The sequence below is a fragment of the Cognatilysobacter tabacisoli genome, from assembly GCF_003586305.1.
In the GTDB taxonomy this organism is placed as follows: Bacteria; Pseudomonadota; Gammaproteobacteria; order Xanthomonadales; family Xanthomonadaceae; genus Cognatilysobacter_A; species Cognatilysobacter_A tabacisoli.
Genome location: NZ_QXJI01000001.1, coordinates 334376 through 350140 on the forward strand (window position 1 = coordinate 334376; position 15765 = coordinate 350140).

The following is a 15765-nucleotide window of genomic DNA, read 5'->3' on the forward strand; positions in this document are numbered from 1 at the left end:
CGGTGCGCGGGCAGGAAATCCACATGTTCAAACGCATCGCACTTTTCCTGGCCACCAACCTCGCGGTGCTGGCCCTGTTGAGCATCGTCATGGCGGTGCTGCAGAACGTCTTCGGCATCACGCTGGGCAACAACGGCCAGCTGCTGGTGTTCGCCACGGTGTTCGGTTTCGGCGGCTCGCTGATCTCGCTGCTGATCTCCAAGTGGATGGCCAAGCGCACGACCGGTGCGCACGTCATCGACCAGCCGCGCAACGAGTCGGAGCAGTGGCTGGTCGCCACGGTGCGCCGCCAGGCCGAAGCCGCCGGCATCAAGATGCCGGAGGTGGCCATCTACGACGCGCCGGAGATCAACGCCTTCGCGACCGGTCCGAGCCGCAACAACTCGCTGGTCGCGGTGTCGACCGGCCTGCTGCGGGCGATGAACCGCGACGAGGCCGAGGCCGTTCTGGCCCACGAGGTCAGCCACGTCGCCAACGGCGACATGGTCACGATGGCGCTGATCCAGGGCGTGCTGAACACGTTCGTGATCGTGCTCGCCCGCGTCGTCGGCCGGGTCGTCGACGGCTACCTCAACGGCAACCGCGACGGCGCGCCGGGCTTCGGCTACTACGTGATCGTGTTCGTGCTGGACATGGTGTTCGGTCTGTTCGCGAGCATGATCGCGATGTGGTTCTCGCGGTACCGCGAGTTCCGAGCCGACGCCGGCGGCGCCCGCCTGGCCGGTCGCGACAAGATGGTCGCTGCGCTCGAGCGGCTGTCCCAGACGTACGGCGAGAGCACGCTGCCGAAGCAGGTCGCCGCGTTCGGCATCAGCGGTGGCGTCGGGCACGGCCTGAAGAAGCTGCTGATGAGCCACCCGCCGCTCGCCGAGCGCATCCAGGCGCTGCGCAACGCGCCGGTGGAGGCCGTCCGCGGTCGCGTGGTCACCTGATCGCGTCGGCGCTGTTCCACAGCGAAAGGCCCGCCGGAAGGCGGGCCTTTCTTTTTGCGGCGTGCGGTGGGGCCGTGTCGGTGGGCAGGACGTCGGAGCGGTTTCCCGCCGGTCGCGCCGCCGTGCCGGCGCCGAGGCCGCGCGCCTAGAACTCGTAGTCCATGTCCGCGCTGGCCGGCGCCAGGAAGTGACCTTGCGCGTAGTCGATGCCGGCGCTGAACAGGATCGTCATGCTGGCGGCGTCCTGGACGAACTCGGCGATCGTCTGCTTGCCGAGCTCCCGCGCCTTGGCGGCGATTTCGCGAACCCGCGCCTGGTGCTCGGCGCTGGTCGGCAGGTCCTGCATGTAGCCGCGGTCGATCTTCAGGTACTGGGCGTCGAAGTGGGTCAGCAGCTGGAACGAGTTCAGGCCGGCGCCGAACTGCTCCAGCCCGATCCGCACGCCCGACTTCGCCACCGCCGCCTGGAACGCCTGCGCCGCGCGCAGGTGGGTGAACACCTTGGATTCGGGCAGCTCCAGCACCAGCAGGCTGCCGTCGGCGCCGGTGCGCGCGACCTGCTCCTGGATGTGCTGGGCGAGGGTGTCGTCCTGCAGCGACATCTGGGTGATCTTGACCAGCAGCGTCGTGCGTGTGCCGGCGCGCTGGCGGTCCGCGATGACCTGCAGCGCCCGACCGACGACCCAGCGGTCGATTTCCCACATCAGGCCGTGTTCCTCGGCGATCTGCAGGAACGTCAGCGGCTGCACCAGCTCGCCCGGGTCGCCCTGCATGCGCAGGAACGCCTCGTACATCTCGCCCGGTTCGCCGTGCAGGTTGACCAGCGGCTGGAAGTGCATCAGGAAGCGGTCGGTGTCGAGCGCCTCGCGGATGCGCGCCACCCAGGCCGCGATGCGCTCCTGCTCGACGCGGTCGACCGCGCCGGGGTCGAACAGCTCGATCCGGTTGCCGCCGACGCCGATCGTCGACAGCACGCACTGGTTCGCGCGGCCGAGGATCGCGGAAATGCTGGCGATCTTCTCGCCGACTTGCACGCCGCCAACGCTGACGGTGGCGTTGAGCGAGCGTTCGCCCAGCTCGAGCACGTCGCCGGCGAACGCCGCGCGGATCTGCTCGGCCAGCGCGATGCTGTGCGCGTGGTCGCTGTTGCGGCTGAGCACCGCGAACTGGTGCTCGCCGAAGCGGGCGAGGACGTCGTCGCTGCCGACCGACGACTGCAGGCGCTTGGCCACCGCCGCGATCAGCTCGTCGGCGGCGTCCAGGCCGATGTCCTGCATCAGCTGCGCGTAGTGGTCGGGCTCGATCAACAGCAGCGCGTGCGGCGTGGCGTTCTGCGCCGTGTCGGCGACCGCCGCCTCGAGCGCGCGCAGGAAGGTCGCGCGATTCAGCAGGCCGGTGACCTGGTCGCGCTGGCGCAGCTCTTCGACCTCCCGCGCCAGCGCCGGGTCGGCGTCCTGCTTGCGCAGGATCAGCTGCAGGCAGGTCTCGCCCTCGTACGACGCCGGGGTGAACTCCATCACCGCGGGGAACTGGCTGCCGTCGAGCGCGCGCGCCTGGGTCTCGTAGCGCGGCGGGGCGGTTTCGCCCTTCGACAGCTGCTTGAGCAGGGTCTTGAACGCGGCCACCTGGGCCGGCGCGACCAGGTCCAGCAGCGACATGCCCTCGATGTCCTCGAACGAGTCGAACCCGAACATCTCCAGGTACGCCGCGTTGGCGCGGATGTGCATGCCCTCGTGGATGTACGCGATCGGGTCGCGCGAGGAGTCAATCAGGGCGTCGCAGCGGCGCTCGGTCTCGCGCACCTGGCCCTTGAGGCGGCGCAGCGCGCGCCGCGATTCGAGGTCCGACCACTCCGCCCGGACCACCGCCTGCACGTGCTCGACGCGGTCGCGCAGCACCACGGCCCGGGCGCCGACCTGCGCGACCTCGAGCAGCTTGGCCGCGTCGATCGTCTCGTGGACCACCAGCACCGGCAGGTCCTTGCCGCTGGCGTCGACCACGGCCATCACGCGGTCGAGCGGCACCGAGCGGGCGCCGTGGGCGGCCAGGACGAGTTCGAAGGTCTGCTGCTGGACGAGTTCGGCCAGCTCGTCTTCCTTTTCCGGACGCGAGGGGCGCACCGCGATGCCGCTGTTGCGCAGGCCGCTGACGATGGCTTCCGCCGCCTCGACACTGTCGTCGACGACCAGCAGGCGCAGCACCATGTCTTTGCCGAATTGCATCAAGCCACCTCCCGTGGGCGTCGTTTATGACATGAACGGCGCGCGGCCGTCCACGCCGCGCCGCTCACAACGGACGCTTGCCGCTGTCGCCGGCGACTTCGCGCACCAGCCTCGGCACGAGGTATCCCGACAGCCGCGCCGCCAGCGCGGCGTGAAGCGCGCGTGCCCGGTCGTCGGGCACCTCGAAGTGCGCCGCGCCGTGGACGCGGTCCAGCTGGTGCAGGTAGTAGGGCAGCACGCCGGCGCGGTGGCCGCGCTCGGACAGCTCGGCCAGCGCGTCCACTGAATCGTTCACGCCGCGCAGCAGCACGGCCTGGTTGAGCAGCATCGCGCCGGCGTCGCGCAGCCGGCGCAGCGCGGCGTCGACGTTCGCGTCGAACTCGCGCGCGTGGTTGGCGTGCAGCACCACCGTCACCGGCCACGGCAGCCGGCCCAGCCACGACAGCAACTCGTCGTCGACCCGCTCGGGCAGCACCACGGGCAGGCGGGTATGGATGCGCACGCGCCTGAGGTGCGCGACGTCCGCCAGCGCGTCGGTCAGTTCGGCGAGCTTCGGCGTCGACAGCGACCACGGGTCGCCTCCGGACAGGATCACCTCGTCGATCGACGCGTCCCCGCGGATCGCCTCGATCGCCTCGCGCCAGCCCGCGGCCGCGGCCGTCTCCTCGGCATACGGAAAGTGCCGGCGGAAGCAGTAGCGGCAGTGGATCGCGCAGCTGCCGGTGGTGACCAGCAGCGCGCGGCCGCGGTACTTGCGGATCACGCCGTGGCCGGCCTTGGCCGCCGCGTCGCCGACCGCGTCGAGGCTGAAGCCCGGCACGGGGCGCATCTCGTCGTCGAGCGGCAGCACCTGGCGCAGCAGCGGGTCGGCCGCGTCGCCATGGCGCATGCGCGCGACGAAGCCGCGCGGCACGCGCAGCGGGAACTGCGCGGCGGCGGCGGCGGAGAGCGCCGGCACGCGGCCGTCGAGGCCGAGCAGCGACAGCAGCTCGCGCGGGTCGCGGACGGCGTCGCGCCACAGCGCCTGCCAGCGAGGCGGGGCGGGGGCGGGCTGCAGGGGCAGGGGGGCAGCGGGTATCATGGCGGACCGGTTTTCCTTGCGTGCGGGCCCGCGGCCCGTCGCAACAGCCCGACATTCTAGCCTTCGCCGCCCTCGCGGCGGCCCGGCGCCACACCCAACACTTTCCGCAGGAGCTCCACCCATGGCCAGCCTGGGCATGAACGACGTCAAGACCGGACAGAAGATCCTGGTCAACAACGACCCGTGCATCATCACCGAGACCGAGTACGTCAAGCCGGGCAAGGGCCAGGCCTTCACCCGCATCAAGTACCGCAGCATCAAGTCCGGCCGCGTGGTCGAAATGACTATGAAGGCCACCGACAGCGTCGAACAGGCCGACGTGGTCGACACCGACATGCAGTATCTCTACTCCGATGGCGAGTACTGGCACTTCATGCAGCAGGAGACGTTCGAGCAGGTCCAGGCCGACAAGGCCGGCATGGCCGGCGCCGAGAAGTGGCTCAAGGGCGAGGAGGCCTGCGTGGTCACGCTGTGGAATGGCACCCCGATCGCGGTGACGCCGCCGAACTTCGTCGAGCTGAAGATCGTCGAGACCGATCCGGGCGTCCGCGGCGACACCTCGGGCGGCGGCGGCAAGCCGGCCACGCTGGAGACCGGCGCGGTCGTGCGCGTGCCGCTGTTCGTGGCGCAGGACGAGATGATCAAGGTCGACACCCGCTCGGGCGAGTACGTCAGCCGCGTCAAGTAAGCGCGGCGAGGCGGGCCCGCGCCCGCCGCACCCGCCGGCGGTGGCGGCGCTCGCCGGTTGCCGAACGGCGGCCGGGCACGCGGCATGCGCCCGCCCGCACACCCGGCGCCGCGCATGGGGCGCGCGCCGACAGGCCAGAACGAAGGACACCGCATGACCCACGACACCGCGCGCCAGCCCTGCGACCTGCTGATCGAGGCCGGCTGGGTGGTGCCGGTGGAGCCGCATGCAGTGGTCCTCGAGGACCATGCGGTCGTGGTCACCGGCGGAGCGATCGTCGCGGTGCTGCCGACCGACGAGGCCCGGCTCCGCTACGCGCCGACCGAGACCGTCGCCCGCCCGGGCCACGCGCTGATCCCCGGCCTGGTCAACGCGCACGTGCACAACCCGATGACCCTGCTGCGCGGGGTCGCCGACGACCTGCCGCTGATGCAGTGGCTGCAGGGCCACATCTGGCCGATCGAGGCCGAGGTGATCGGGCCGGAGTTCGTCGCCGACGGCATCGCCCTGGCCATTGCCGAGATGCTGCGCGGCGGCACCACCTGCTGCAACGAGAACTACTTCTTCCCCGACGTGCAGGCCGCGGTCTACAAGCGCCACGGCTTCCGCGCGCGGGTCGGCCTGCCGGTGATCGACTTCCCGACGGCGTGGGCGAAGTCGTCGGACGAGTACTTCGACCGGGCCGGCGAGGTCCACGACCAGTGGCGCGGCGACCCGCTGGTGGCGATGGCCTTCGCCCCGCACGCCCCGTACACCGTGTCCGACGCGAACTTCGAGCGCATCCGCATGCTCGCCGACCAGCTCGACGTGCCGGTGCACTGCCACATCCACGAGACCGCGCACGAAGTGGCCGAGTCGCAGCAGCTGCACGGCCAGCGGCCGCTGGCCCGGCTCGACCGACTCGGCCTCGTCAACGACCGCCTGATCGCCGTGCACATGACCCAGCTGACCGACGCCGAGATCGAGCTGTGCGCCCAGCGCGGGGTCAGCGTGGCCCACTGCGCCGAATCCAACCTCAAGCTCGCCTCAGGCTTCTGCCCGGTCGGCAAGCTGGTGAAGGCCGGCGTGAACCTGGCGATCGGCACCGACGGCTGCGCCAGCAACAACGACCTCGACATGGTCGGCGAGATGCGTACGGCCGCGCTGCTGGCCAAGGCCGTCGCCGAGGACGCGTCGGCGCTCGACGCGGCCACCGCGCTGCGCGCGGCGACGCTCGGCGGGGCCAAGGCGCTGGGATTCGAGGCGCAGGCCGGCTCGATCGAGGCCGGCAAGCAGGCCGACCTGGCGTGCATCGACCTCACGGCGCTCGAGACCCAGCCGCTGCACCACGTGCTGTCGCAGCTGGTCTACGCGGCCGGCCGGCACCAGGTCAGCGACGTGTGGATCGCCGGCCAGCCCAAGCTGCGCGAGCGCGCGCTGGTCGACATCGACACGGCGGCGCTGGTCGCCAACGCCGAACAGTGGCGCCGCCGCATCGCCGCGATCCGCGTCTCGTAAGCGAACCCGACAGGCCCCCCGATGACCGGACCGAACGACCAGAATTTCAGCCAGGCCGAACTCGACAAGTTCGGTGCGCTCGCCAACCGCTGGTGGGACCCGGAAGGCCCGCAGAAGCCGCTGCACGCGCTGAACCCGGCGCGGCTGGGCTATGTCGCCGAGCGCGTGGCGCTGCGCGGCGCGCGCGTGCTCGACGTCGGCTGCGGTGCCGGCCTGCTCAGCGAGGCGCTGGCCAGCGCCGGTGCGGACGTGACCGCGCTCGACCTGGCGCCGGAGCTGATCAAGGTGGCCAAGCTGCATCGGCTCGAAACCGGCGTGCAGGTCGAGTACCGCGAGCAGTCGGTCGAGTCGCTGGCCGAGCAGGCGCCGGCGAGCTTCGACGCGATCACCTGCATGGAAATGCTCGAGCACGTGCCGGACCCGGGCTCGATCATCCGCGCGTGCGCCACGCTGCTGAAGCCCGGTGGGCGGCTGTTCCTGTCCACGCTCAACCGCACCCCGGCGGCGTTCGCGCTGGCCGTGGTCGGCGCGGAGTACGTCGCGCGCCTGCTGCCGAAGGGCACCCACCAGTACCGGGACTTCATCAAGCCGTCGGAGCTCGCCGCGTGGCTGCGCGCCGCCGGTCTCCAGCTCGAGGACGTGAGCGGGCTGATGTACGAGCCGTGGCGCAACGCCGCGCGCGTGATCGCGCGCACCGACGTCAACTACCTGGCCTGCGCGCGCAAGCCGGAGGCGTCGGGCGAATGAGCGGGATCGCGTCGTCGTTCCCGAAGGGCGTGCTGTTCGACCTCGACGGCACGCTGCTCGACAGCGCGCCGGACTTCGTCGCCACCGTCAACGTGATGCGCGCCGACCGGGGTCGCGGGCCGATCGCGCTGGACGCGCTGCGACCGCACGTGTCGAAGGGCGCGCGCGCGATGACCGCGGCCGCGTTCGCCGATGTCGATCCGGCCGAGCGCGACGGCTGGATCCCGGAGTTCCTCGAGGTGTATCGCCGCGAACTCGGTCGCCACGGCGGGCTGTTCGACGGAGTCGCGACGATGCTCGAGCGGCTGGAGGCCGCCGGCACGCCGTGGGGCATCGTCACCAACAAGCCCGAGGGGCTAGCCGCGGCGCTGATGCCGCTGCTGGGGTGGGAGCAGCGCTGCGCGGTGCTGATCGGCGGCGACACGCTGCCGGTGCGCAAGCCCCACCCGCTGCCGCTGACGGTCGCGGCCGAGCGCCTCGGCGTCGCGGCCGCCGACTGCGTTTACGTCGGCGACGACGAACGCGACATCGAGGCGGCGCGCGCCGCCGGCATGGCGTCGATCGTCGCGCTGTGGGGCTACCGGCTGCCCGACGACGCGCCGGAGGCCTGGGGTGGCGACGTCCTCGTCGAGCACCCGGACCACCTGCACGCCGCCGACGCGTGGCCGTCGCGCCCGTGACCGACGCCCCGCCGCGGTCCGACGACCCGGTCGATGCGTTCATCGACAAGTGGCGCGCGCGCTGGCCGGAGTGGCAGATCGCCGAGGTGTTCGTGCCGGCCGGGCAGCGACTGCCGGCGCTGGCGTGGGGCAGCCTGCAGCAGGAGCTGCTCGACGCCGCCTGGGGCGGCAGCGACCCGCGCCCCGGCGACGCCAAGCTCGCGTGGTGGCAGGAAGAGTTGAACGGCTGGGCCGGCGGCGCGCGTCGCCACCCGCTCGGCGCGGTGCTGCAGCGATCGGCGGCGCCGTGGCGCGACCTCTCGGCGGCGCTGCCGTCGTTGCGCGCCGCACGCGAGCGTCCGGTCGATGCCGACGAGGCCGCGGGCTCGCTGCGGCCGGTGGCGCTCGCGATGGTTCGGATCGACGCGGCGCTGTTCGCCGGCACCGCCGTCGATCCGTCGGCGATCGATCTGGCGCTTCGGCAGCTGCAGCACCACCGGGTGCTCGTCGACGCGCCCACCGCGGTCCCGCTGTCGGTGCTCGCCGCCGTGGGTGAAGCGGGCGGGGCGGCCGAGTGGTCGGCGCGACTGCTGGCCGATTGGCCGGTCGCGCCGGCGGCGGCCGTGCCGCGGCGGGTGCACGCGGCGATCGTGCGCGCCCGGCTGCAGCGCGGCGCGGCCGCTCGGCCGCTGCCGGCCTGGGCGGCGCTGTGGTCCGCGTGGCGCGTGGCCCGCAACTGACCGTTGCAGGGCCCGGGCCGGCCGGCGCGGGCCCGGCCGCTAGAATGGCGGCGTTGCGAAATCCCCCGCTGCCCCCATCCAGGCCGACGTGACCCCGATCTCTCCCGTTCCGCGCCGCCTTCCCGACGTCGCCCATGACGCGCCGGCGGCCGCGCGTCCGCTCGACTGGGTCGGCATGTCCAACATCGCGCTGCCGGTCCGGGTGGCCACGGCCGGCGGCGACCCCATCCAGGTGGCTGCGTCGGTCGACGTCGCGGTCGACCTGCGCGACGCGGCCGCGCGCGGCATTCACATGTCGCGCCTGTACCTGCAGCTGCAGCACGCGTTCGCCAGCGAGGCGGTGACGCCCGCCGGGCTGCGCCGCGTGCTGCAGAACCTGGTCGACACGCAGGCCGGGCTGTCGTCGAGCGCGCGGCTGGTGCTGCGCTACGAGCAGCTTCTGCTGCGCAACGCGCTGGCCAGCGACAACGCCGGCTGGAAACGCTACCCGGTCGAGATCGACGCGAGCCTCGTCGACGGCCACCTGCATCTCGCACTGCGCTTCAGCGTCGAGTACTCCAGCACGTGCCCGGCCTCGGCCGCGCTGTCGCGCCAGCTCAACGCCGACCGTTTCGCCCAGGACTTCGCCGACGCCCGCCCGCTCGCCGCGGCGGTGCACGACTGGCTGTCGTCCGAGCGTGGACTGGCGGCGACCCCGCATGCGCAGCGCAGCCGCGCCGACGTGCGCGTGGAATTGAGGCCGGCGTTCGACGAACTGCCGCTGGTCGCGCTCATCGACGCGCTGGAAGACGCGCTGGCGACGCCGGTCCAGACCGCGGTCAAGCGCGAGGACGAGCAGGCCTTCGCCCAGCTCAATGCGGCGAACCTGATGTTCTGCGAGGACGCCGCGCGCCGCGTCGCCGCGGCGCTGTCCCGCGACGCCCGCGTGGCGCGCTTCGAGGCGACGGTTGCCCACTTCGAAAGCCTGCACGCGCATGACGCCGTCGCGACGGTGCGGGGCGAGGGCGCTCCGGTCTAGCTGGCCCATCGGCCTGCGGCGACGGTCGGCCCCCCGCGGTCTTGACGGCCGTCACATTCGGCTATGCTCGCCCGGACACGGTGTCGGAACGGGCGGAATGGGGAAGCCCCTGCGTCGAGGATGGCTCGTGCTGGCCGCATGGCTGGCACTGACGGGCGTGGCTGCGGCGCAGTCGCCGTTGGCCCTCGCCCGCCTGTCCGGCGACCCGCCGCCGGGGCAGGTGGTCAGCGGAGCCCTCGATGAGCAGTTCGAACGCGTCGAAGGCCCAGCGGTGCTGGAACCGGCCGAGCCCGGGCCGCACTGGTGGCGCCTCACCGCGACCCGCGACGTGGCGCCGAACGGCGCGCCGCAGCTGGTGATCGCCAATCCGCATCTGAATCGCCTCGAGGTGTGGCGGCCAGGCCAGGGCACGCCGGACCAGCGCGCCACGGTCGGCCGGCACGCGGATCCCAGCTTCTCCGCGCGTGCGCTGGTGGTCGCGCTGCCCGACGGGTTGTGGGCCGGGCAGCACGTCTACCTGAGGATGCAGGTGCGCACGCCGGCGGCGATGCCGGTCACCGTCGAGCCGCTGGCGCAGGTCCACCGCAGCGACCTGGTCCACGTCGCGTGGCGCACGGCTGTGCTCGTGACGATGCTGGTGCTGGCCGTGCTCGCGCTGGGCTTCTGGCTCGGCGGCGGCGAGCGCGGGTTCGCGTACCTGATGGTGTCGCTGCTCGCGCACGTGGGATTCCTCGTCGCCGACGGCGGCGAGATCCGGCTGCTGCCGTGGCTGGCCAACCTGCTCGGCCAGGACCTGCGCGCCGGACGCCTGTTCGGCGCGATCGGGGCGATCGCCGGGATCGGCTTCCTCAACTTCTACCTCGATCTGTCGGCGCGCCAGCCGCGGGTCATGCGGATCCTCAAGGCCTGCAGCGTGACGATGGGGCTGGTGCTCGTCGCGACCTTCTTCACGATGGCGCCGGCGGTTGCGGTCGGTGCCAACGTGGTGGTGCTCGTCGTCGCCGCCGCCATGCTGTGGGCCACGATCACCGCCGCACGCCGGCGCGAGCGCGCCGCGCTGTTCCTGGCCGTGTCGTGGACGCCGCTGCTGGCGGTGCTCGCCGTGCGCATCGGCGGCCTGCTCGGCGCCTGGCCGGTGCCGGCGTGGATGGCCTACGCCTTCCCCGCCAGCTTCGCGCTGGCCGGGCTGGTGCTGACGATCGGCTTCGCCGACAAGATGCAGCAGCTGCGCCGCGACCGCGACCGCGCCAGCCAGCTGGCGTCGTTCGACGGGCTTACCGGCGCTGCCTCGCGCCAGATGATAGAGGAGCAGCTGCTTGCCGCCGTGGCCGCGGCCCACCGCCAGGGCCAGCCGCTGTCGGTGGTGTTCTTCGACATCGACCACTTCAAGCGTATCAACGACGAGCACGGCCACCTCGTCGGCGACCACTGCCTGCGAGTGATCGCCCTGCGCACGCGCAACCGGCTGCGCACCTACGACCGGCTCGGCCGCTACGGTGGCGACGAGATGCTGGTGATCCTGCCGGACACGCGGCTGGGCGAGGCCTTCGGCGTGGCCGAAAACCTTCGCGCGGCGGTCAACTGCCGTCCGCTGTCGATCAACGGCGCCCGCATCCACGCCAGCCTCAGCCTCGGCGTGGCCGAGTTGGCCGCCGGCGAATCCGCCCACGACCTGCTTCAACGCGCCGACGCCGCGCTGTATGCAAGCAAGGCGCAGGGGCGCGACCGGGTCAGCGCGGACGCCACCGTCGCGCCCGAGCCCGCGGCCAGCGCCGAAGTGGCCTGATCGGTCGGCGAGCGCGCGGGCCGGACGTAGCAGGCGCGCGAGCGGGGGCCTCCAGACGCGCGGTGGATGCCAACGCGCCGCCGCGCGCGACGCTGGGGTGCAACGGCGCCTTGGAAGAGAGGGCTATGGTTTCCGCTCGAGCACCAGCAGCGGATCGATGCGGACGTCGAACCGCGCCAGGTGCCACCAGACGCGCGGCCGGTTCCAACGCGCCGCCGCGCGCGACGCTAGGGTGCAACGGCGCCTCGAAGCGACCGCTAAGGTTTCCGTTCGAGCACCAGCAGCTGGTCGATGCGGACGTCGAACCGCGCCAGGTGCCTCCAGACGCGCGGCGGGTTCCAACGCGCCGCCGCGCGCGACGCCGGGGTGCAGCGGCGCCTCGAAAGAGACGGCTATGGTTTCCGCTCGAGCACCAGCAGCGGGTCGATGCGGACGTCGAACCGCGCAAGGTGCCACCAGACGCGCGGCCGGGTCCAACGCGCCGCCGCGCGCGACGCTGGGGTGCAACGGCGGTGCGGGAAAGAGCGCTACGCCTCGAAAGCGACGGAACTACGGCGTCCGCTCGAGGACCAGCAGCGGGTCGATGCGGACGTCGAACCAGTTCATCCCCCAATGCAGGTGCGGCCCGGTCGCCCGCCCGGTGGCGCCGACCGCGCCGATCACCTGGCCCTGCTCGACGCGATCGCCGACCGCGACGTCTAGCCGCGACAGGTGCAGGAAGTTCGAGCTGACGCCGTGGCCGTGGTCGAGCAGCACGGTGCCGCCGGTCAGGTACAGGTCGGGCGCAGCGAACGTGACCGCGCCCGCGGCGGGCGCGCGCACCGGCGTGCCGCCGGGCGCGGCGATGTCCATGCCCGAGTGGGCCGCCCCGGGCTCGCCGTTGTAGACGCGCTGGTTGCCGAAGCGTCCGCTGACGCGGCCCTCCACGGGCCACGCGAACGGCTGGGCGAAATCGGTGCGGGCGTCGTCGCGCTCGCGCGCCGCCGTCACCAGCGCCTGCTCGCGGCGGATGCGCTCGGCGATCGCCGGCGGTGGCTTGACCGTCGCCGGCGGCACGCCGCGCACCTGTTCGACCGGCCAGTCGCGCGGCGTTACGGCGATGCCGTGCCGCTGGGTCGCGCCGTCGGGCAGCCGCACATCGACCTGGAGCGGCCCGCGCTCGTCGCGACCGACACCGAATACCGCCGTCCCATAGCCGGTGACGCGCAGCGCCCGTTGTCCGACGCTCACCGTGCTGCCCGGCGGCACCTTGCCGACCACCAGCGCGCCCTGCGGCACAGACGTTGGAAAGACAACGCGGCTGTCGACGGCGGCCGGCGCGCCGGCTGCCGCGGCGTCGGGCGCGGCCGGCGTCGCACCGAGCGGCCGCACCGCCTGGCCCGCGCACGCCGCCAGCAGCAGCGCCGCGCCCAGTGCCGCCAGCGGCCTCATCGATCGAAGGCCAGCCGCTGCCCGTTCGGCGTGCCGACCAGCTGGCTCCCGTCCCAGGCCAGCGCGCCATTGACCCACACCGCGCCGATGCGCGCGTGGAACGTCATGCCCTCGAAGGGCGACCAGCCGCACTTCGACAGCACGTCCTCGCGCCGCACGGTGGTCGGCGTGTCGTCGACCAGCACCAGGTCGGCGGCATGGCCTTCGCGCAGGAACCCGCGGCCGGCGACGTCGAACAGCTGCGCCGGCGCATGCGCGAACTTCTGCACCACCTGCGCGGTGGTGAGCTTGCCCTCGTGGACCAGCTCCAGCGACGCCAGCAGCGCGTATTGCACCAGCGGCAGTCCGCTCGGCGCGCCGGTGTACGGCCGACCCTTTTCCTCGAGCGTGTGCGGCGCGTGGTCGGTGGCAAGCACATCGATCACGTCGTCGGCCAGGGCGGCGACCAGCGCTTCGCGGTCGCCCGCGTCCTTGATCGCCGGGTTGCACTTGATCAGGTGGCCCAGGCGCGCGTAGTCGGCCCGGTCGAAGCGCAGGAAGTGCACGCAGGTCTCGGCGGTGATGCGCTTGCGCGAGCCGTCGGCGCGCACCAGCGGGCCGGGCTCGAACAGCGCGAGCTCGTCTGCGGTGCTGATGTGCAGCACGTGCAGGCGGGTGCCGTGCTGGCGCGCCAGCCCGATCGCCAGCCGGGTCGACTTGATGCAGGCCTCGCGCGAGCGGATGTCCGGGTGGCACTCGGCCGGGATGTCGTCGCCGTAGCGGGCCTTGTAGTCGGCCAGCAGCGCGTCGATCGTCGGCGTGTCCTCGCAGTGGGTGATGATCGGCGTCGGCGCGTCGCGGAAGATCGCGTCGAGCGTGTCCGGGTTGTCGACCAGCATGTTGCCGGTCGACGCGCCCATGAAGACCTTCAGGCCCGGCGTCGCCCGCGGGTCGATCGCGCGGATCGCCTCGAGGTTGTCGTTGCTGGCGCCCATGTAGAAGCCGTAGTTGCCCCACGCGCGGCCGGCCGCGCGGCGGTACTTGTCCTCCAGCGCGGCGGCGTCGAGGGTCGGCGGGTTGGTGTTGGGCATGTCCATGAAGCTGGTCAGCCCGCCGGCGACGGCCGCGGCCGACTCGGTCGCGATGTCGGCCTTGTACTCCATGCCCGGCTCGCGGAAGTGCACCTGGTCGTCGATCATGCCGGGCAGCAGGCGCCGGCCCGCCGCGTCGACGACGGTCTCGCCGGCGCGCGCCGACAGGCCGCTGCCGATCTCGACGATCAGGCCGTCGGCGATGCGCAGGTCGCCGTCGAATTCGCGCCCCTCGTTGACGAGGCGGGCGTTGACGATCAGCGTCGGAGGCGGGGTCGTGGTCATCGGGCGGTTCCGTTCGGGGGATCGGGCACGGGATCGTGCCCGCCGGGGTGGAGAGGATGGCAGCGGGCGATGCGGCGCAGTGCGAGCCAGCCGCCGCGCAGCGCGCCGAAGCGGGCGATCGCCTGCATCGCGTATTCGGAACAGGTCGGGTGGAACCGGCAGCGCGGGCCGAGCAGGGGGCTGATCCAGCGCTTGTAGAGGCGGAGCGCGGCGATGAGCAGTCGGTCGATCACGGTACCTTCATGTGCGCGCAGCACCCTGTGCACCGGGACGCGTTGTGGATGCCGACCGGTGCCGTGATTCGGACGCCGGGGCGTCGCTCCAAGGTGGCCGCGACACGCCGTTCGGACTCGCAAGTGCTTGATTCCGGGACGCGATGTGGCTGCTGCGAAGGCCTTGCGGGGCTTCGTCGTGGTGCGGTTGCCGCAGGTGTCGGCGCAGGGTATAACAGCGCGCTTTCCCGTCACAAGGGAATGAAAAAGGACAAGCCGCTCGTGGCAGTGAAGAAACCCGCGAAGAAGGTCGCCAAGGCGGCCAAGAAAGCCGCCAAGCCTGCTGCAAAGAAGGCTGTCGCGAAGAAGCCCGTGGCCAAGAAGGCTGCGGTGAAGAAGCCGGCGGCCAAGCCGGCGCCGAAGAAGTCGACGGCGAAGCCGACACCTGCGAAGAAGGCCCCGGCAAAGAAGGCCGCCGTCGCGAAGAAGCCCGTTGCAAAGAAGCCGGCCCCGACCAAGGCCGCCGCCAAGAAGGTCGTCGCCAAGAAGGTCGTCGCCAAGAAGCCTGCGCCGAAGCCGGCGCCGGCGAAGAAGCCCGTCGTCGCCAAGGCGCCGGCCGTGCCGGCGAAGAAGCCTGCGGCGGCTCCGGCGGCCAAGCCCGCGCCCGCCCCGGCGCCGGCCAAGCCGAGCATCGCCAAGAAGCCCGCTCCGCGCCCGGCGACCAAGACCGCACCGGTCGCACCGCAGACTCCCCCATCCGCTGCGCGCCCCGGCGCCGCACCCCCTGCCGCCAAGCCGGCGACGCCGACCGCACCTCGCCCGACCGGCAAGGTCGCGGTGGCCGTCGCAGCCAAGCCGCAGGCCCCCGCGCCGAAAGGCAAGGTGAAAGTCGTGCCGTACAAGACCGAAGCGGGCTCCGGCCGCCCGATCGTGCCCCAGGGTTACCGTCCGTCGCCGGAAGAGGAGTACATGAGCCCGCTGCAGCTCGAGTACTTCCGGCAGCGCCTGCTGAGCTGGCGCGCCGACCTGGTCGAAGAGTCGAAGCAGACCATCGAGAACCTCAAGGACGAAGTGCGCGACGTCGGCGACGAGGCCGAGCGCGCGACCCGCGAGACCGAGAACTCGCTCGAGCTGCGCACCCGCGACCGCTACCGCAAGCTGATCAGCAAGATCGACAGCACGCTGAAGCGCGTGGACTCGGGCGATTACGGGTACTGCGTCGATACCGGCGAGGAGATCGGGCTGGAACGCCTGGAGGCGCGCCTGACCGCCGAGCGCACGATCGATGCGCAGGAGCGCTGGGAGCACCTGCAGAAGCAGATGGGCGACTAGCCCGCCGCCGAAGCAGAGCCAACGAAAAGCCCCGCATGCGCGGGGCTTTTCGCTTTCAGGCCGACC

Annotated in this window: 14 protein-coding genes; 9 read left to right on the plus strand and 5 right to left on the minus strand. The window is 72.2% G+C overall.

What is annotated here, in order from left to right:
• Positions 1-23 precede the first annotated feature (23 nt).
• Positions 24-932, plus strand: a complete 909-nt coding sequence (gene htpX, locus D3A60_RS06185; RefSeq protein ID WP_119717854.1) for a protease HtpX — start codon at positions 24-26, stop codon at positions 930-932.
• Positions 933-1077: 145 nt separating this feature from the next.
• On the opposite strand, the gene D3A60_RS06190 is transcribed toward htpX, so the two are convergent.
• Positions 1078-3153 carry an EAL domain-containing protein gene (locus D3A60_RS06190; protein WP_119717855.1) on the minus strand — a complete coding sequence of 692 codons (2076 nt, stop codon included), beginning with the start codon at positions 3151-3153 and terminating at the stop codon, positions 1078-1080.
• Between the two features lie 64 nt (positions 3154-3217).
• Positions 3218-4234: an EF-P beta-lysylation protein EpmB gene (gene epmB, locus D3A60_RS06195; protein ID WP_119717856.1), complete on the minus strand. Its 1017-nt coding sequence runs from the start codon at positions 4232-4234 to the stop codon at positions 3218-3220.
• Between the two features lie 121 nt (positions 4235-4355).
• On the opposite strand from epmB, the gene efp reads away from it, so the two are divergent.
• The 7 genes from efp to D3A60_RS06230 all read left to right on the plus strand — a co-directional run bounded on the left by efp (position 4356) and on the right by D3A60_RS06230 (position 11369).
• A complete protein-coding gene (gene efp / locus D3A60_RS06200) occupies positions 4356-4922 on the plus strand; it encodes an elongation factor P (protein ID WP_119717857.1) in 567 nt (188 codons plus the stop codon).
• A 153-nt stretch (positions 4923-5075) separates the two neighbouring features.
• Positions 5076-6419: a TRZ/ATZ family hydrolase gene (locus D3A60_RS06205; RefSeq protein WP_119717858.1), complete on the plus strand. Its 1344-nt coding sequence runs from the start codon at positions 5076-5078 to the stop codon at positions 6417-6419.
• A 21-nt stretch (positions 6420-6440) separates the two neighbouring features.
• Positions 6441-7166 carry a bifunctional 2-polyprenyl-6-hydroxyphenol methylase/3-demethylubiquinol 3-O-methyltransferase UbiG gene (ubiG, locus tag D3A60_RS06210; RefSeq protein ID WP_119717859.1) on the plus strand — a complete coding sequence of 242 codons (726 nt, stop codon included), beginning with the start codon at positions 6441-6443 and terminating at the stop codon, positions 7164-7166.
• The gene (locus D3A60_RS06215) at positions 7163-7846 is read left to right on the plus strand and encodes a phosphoglycolate phosphatase (protein WP_119717860.1); all 684 of its coding nucleotides are present in this window, start codon (positions 7163-7165) and stop codon (positions 7844-7846) included. The genes ubiG and D3A60_RS06215 overlap by 4 nt, the downstream gene beginning before the upstream one ends.
• Positions 7843-8565 carry an isoprenoid biosynthesis enzyme family protein gene (locus D3A60_RS06220; protein ID WP_157981410.1) on the plus strand — a complete coding sequence of 241 codons (723 nt, stop codon included), beginning with the start codon at positions 7843-7845 and terminating at the stop codon, positions 8563-8565. Before D3A60_RS06215 ends, D3A60_RS06220 begins: the two co-directional genes overlap by 4 nt.
• An 88-nt stretch (positions 8566-8653) precedes the next feature.
• Positions 8654-9583 (plus strand): GTP cyclohydrolase FolE2, encoded by a 930-nt coding sequence (gene folE2 / locus D3A60_RS06225; RefSeq protein WP_231120424.1) that lies wholly within the window; start codon positions 8654-8656, stop codon positions 9581-9583.
• A 97-nt stretch (positions 9584-9680) separates the two neighbouring features.
• Positions 9681-11369: a sensor domain-containing diguanylate cyclase gene (locus D3A60_RS06230; RefSeq protein ID WP_196778667.1), complete on the plus strand. Its 1689-nt coding sequence runs from the start codon at positions 9681-9683 to the stop codon at positions 11367-11369.
• A 549-nt stretch (positions 11370-11918) separates the two neighbouring features.
• Here the strand turns inward: D3A60_RS06230 and D3A60_RS06235 are convergent.
• Genes D3A60_RS06235 through yidD form a run of 3 tightly spaced genes read right to left on the minus strand, consistent with a single transcriptional unit; the run spans position 11919 to position 14388 of the window.
• Positions 11919-12800, minus strand: coding sequence for a M23 family metallopeptidase (locus D3A60_RS06235; protein ID WP_119717864.1), 882 nt, complete (start codon positions 12798-12800; stop codon positions 11919-11921).
• Positions 12797-14155 (minus strand): dihydroorotase, encoded by a 1359-nt coding sequence (locus D3A60_RS06240; protein WP_119717865.1) that lies wholly within the window; start codon positions 14153-14155, stop codon positions 12797-12799. Before D3A60_RS06240 ends, D3A60_RS06235 begins: the two co-directional genes overlap by 4 nt.
• Positions 14152-14388 (minus strand): membrane protein insertion efficiency factor YidD, encoded by a 237-nt coding sequence (yidD, locus tag D3A60_RS06245; RefSeq protein ID WP_231120425.1) that lies wholly within the window; start codon positions 14386-14388, stop codon positions 14152-14154. Before yidD ends, D3A60_RS06240 begins: the two co-directional genes overlap by 4 nt.
• Positions 14389-14649: 261 nt before the next feature.
• Here yidD and dksA point away from each other — a divergent pair, with 261 nt between their 5' ends.
• On the plus strand, positions 14650-15699 hold the full coding sequence (gene dksA, locus D3A60_RS06250) for an RNA polymerase-binding protein DksA (protein WP_119718995.1): 1050 nt from the start codon (positions 14650-14652) through the stop codon (positions 15697-15699).
• The last annotated feature ends 66 nt before the right edge of the window (positions 15700-15765 follow it).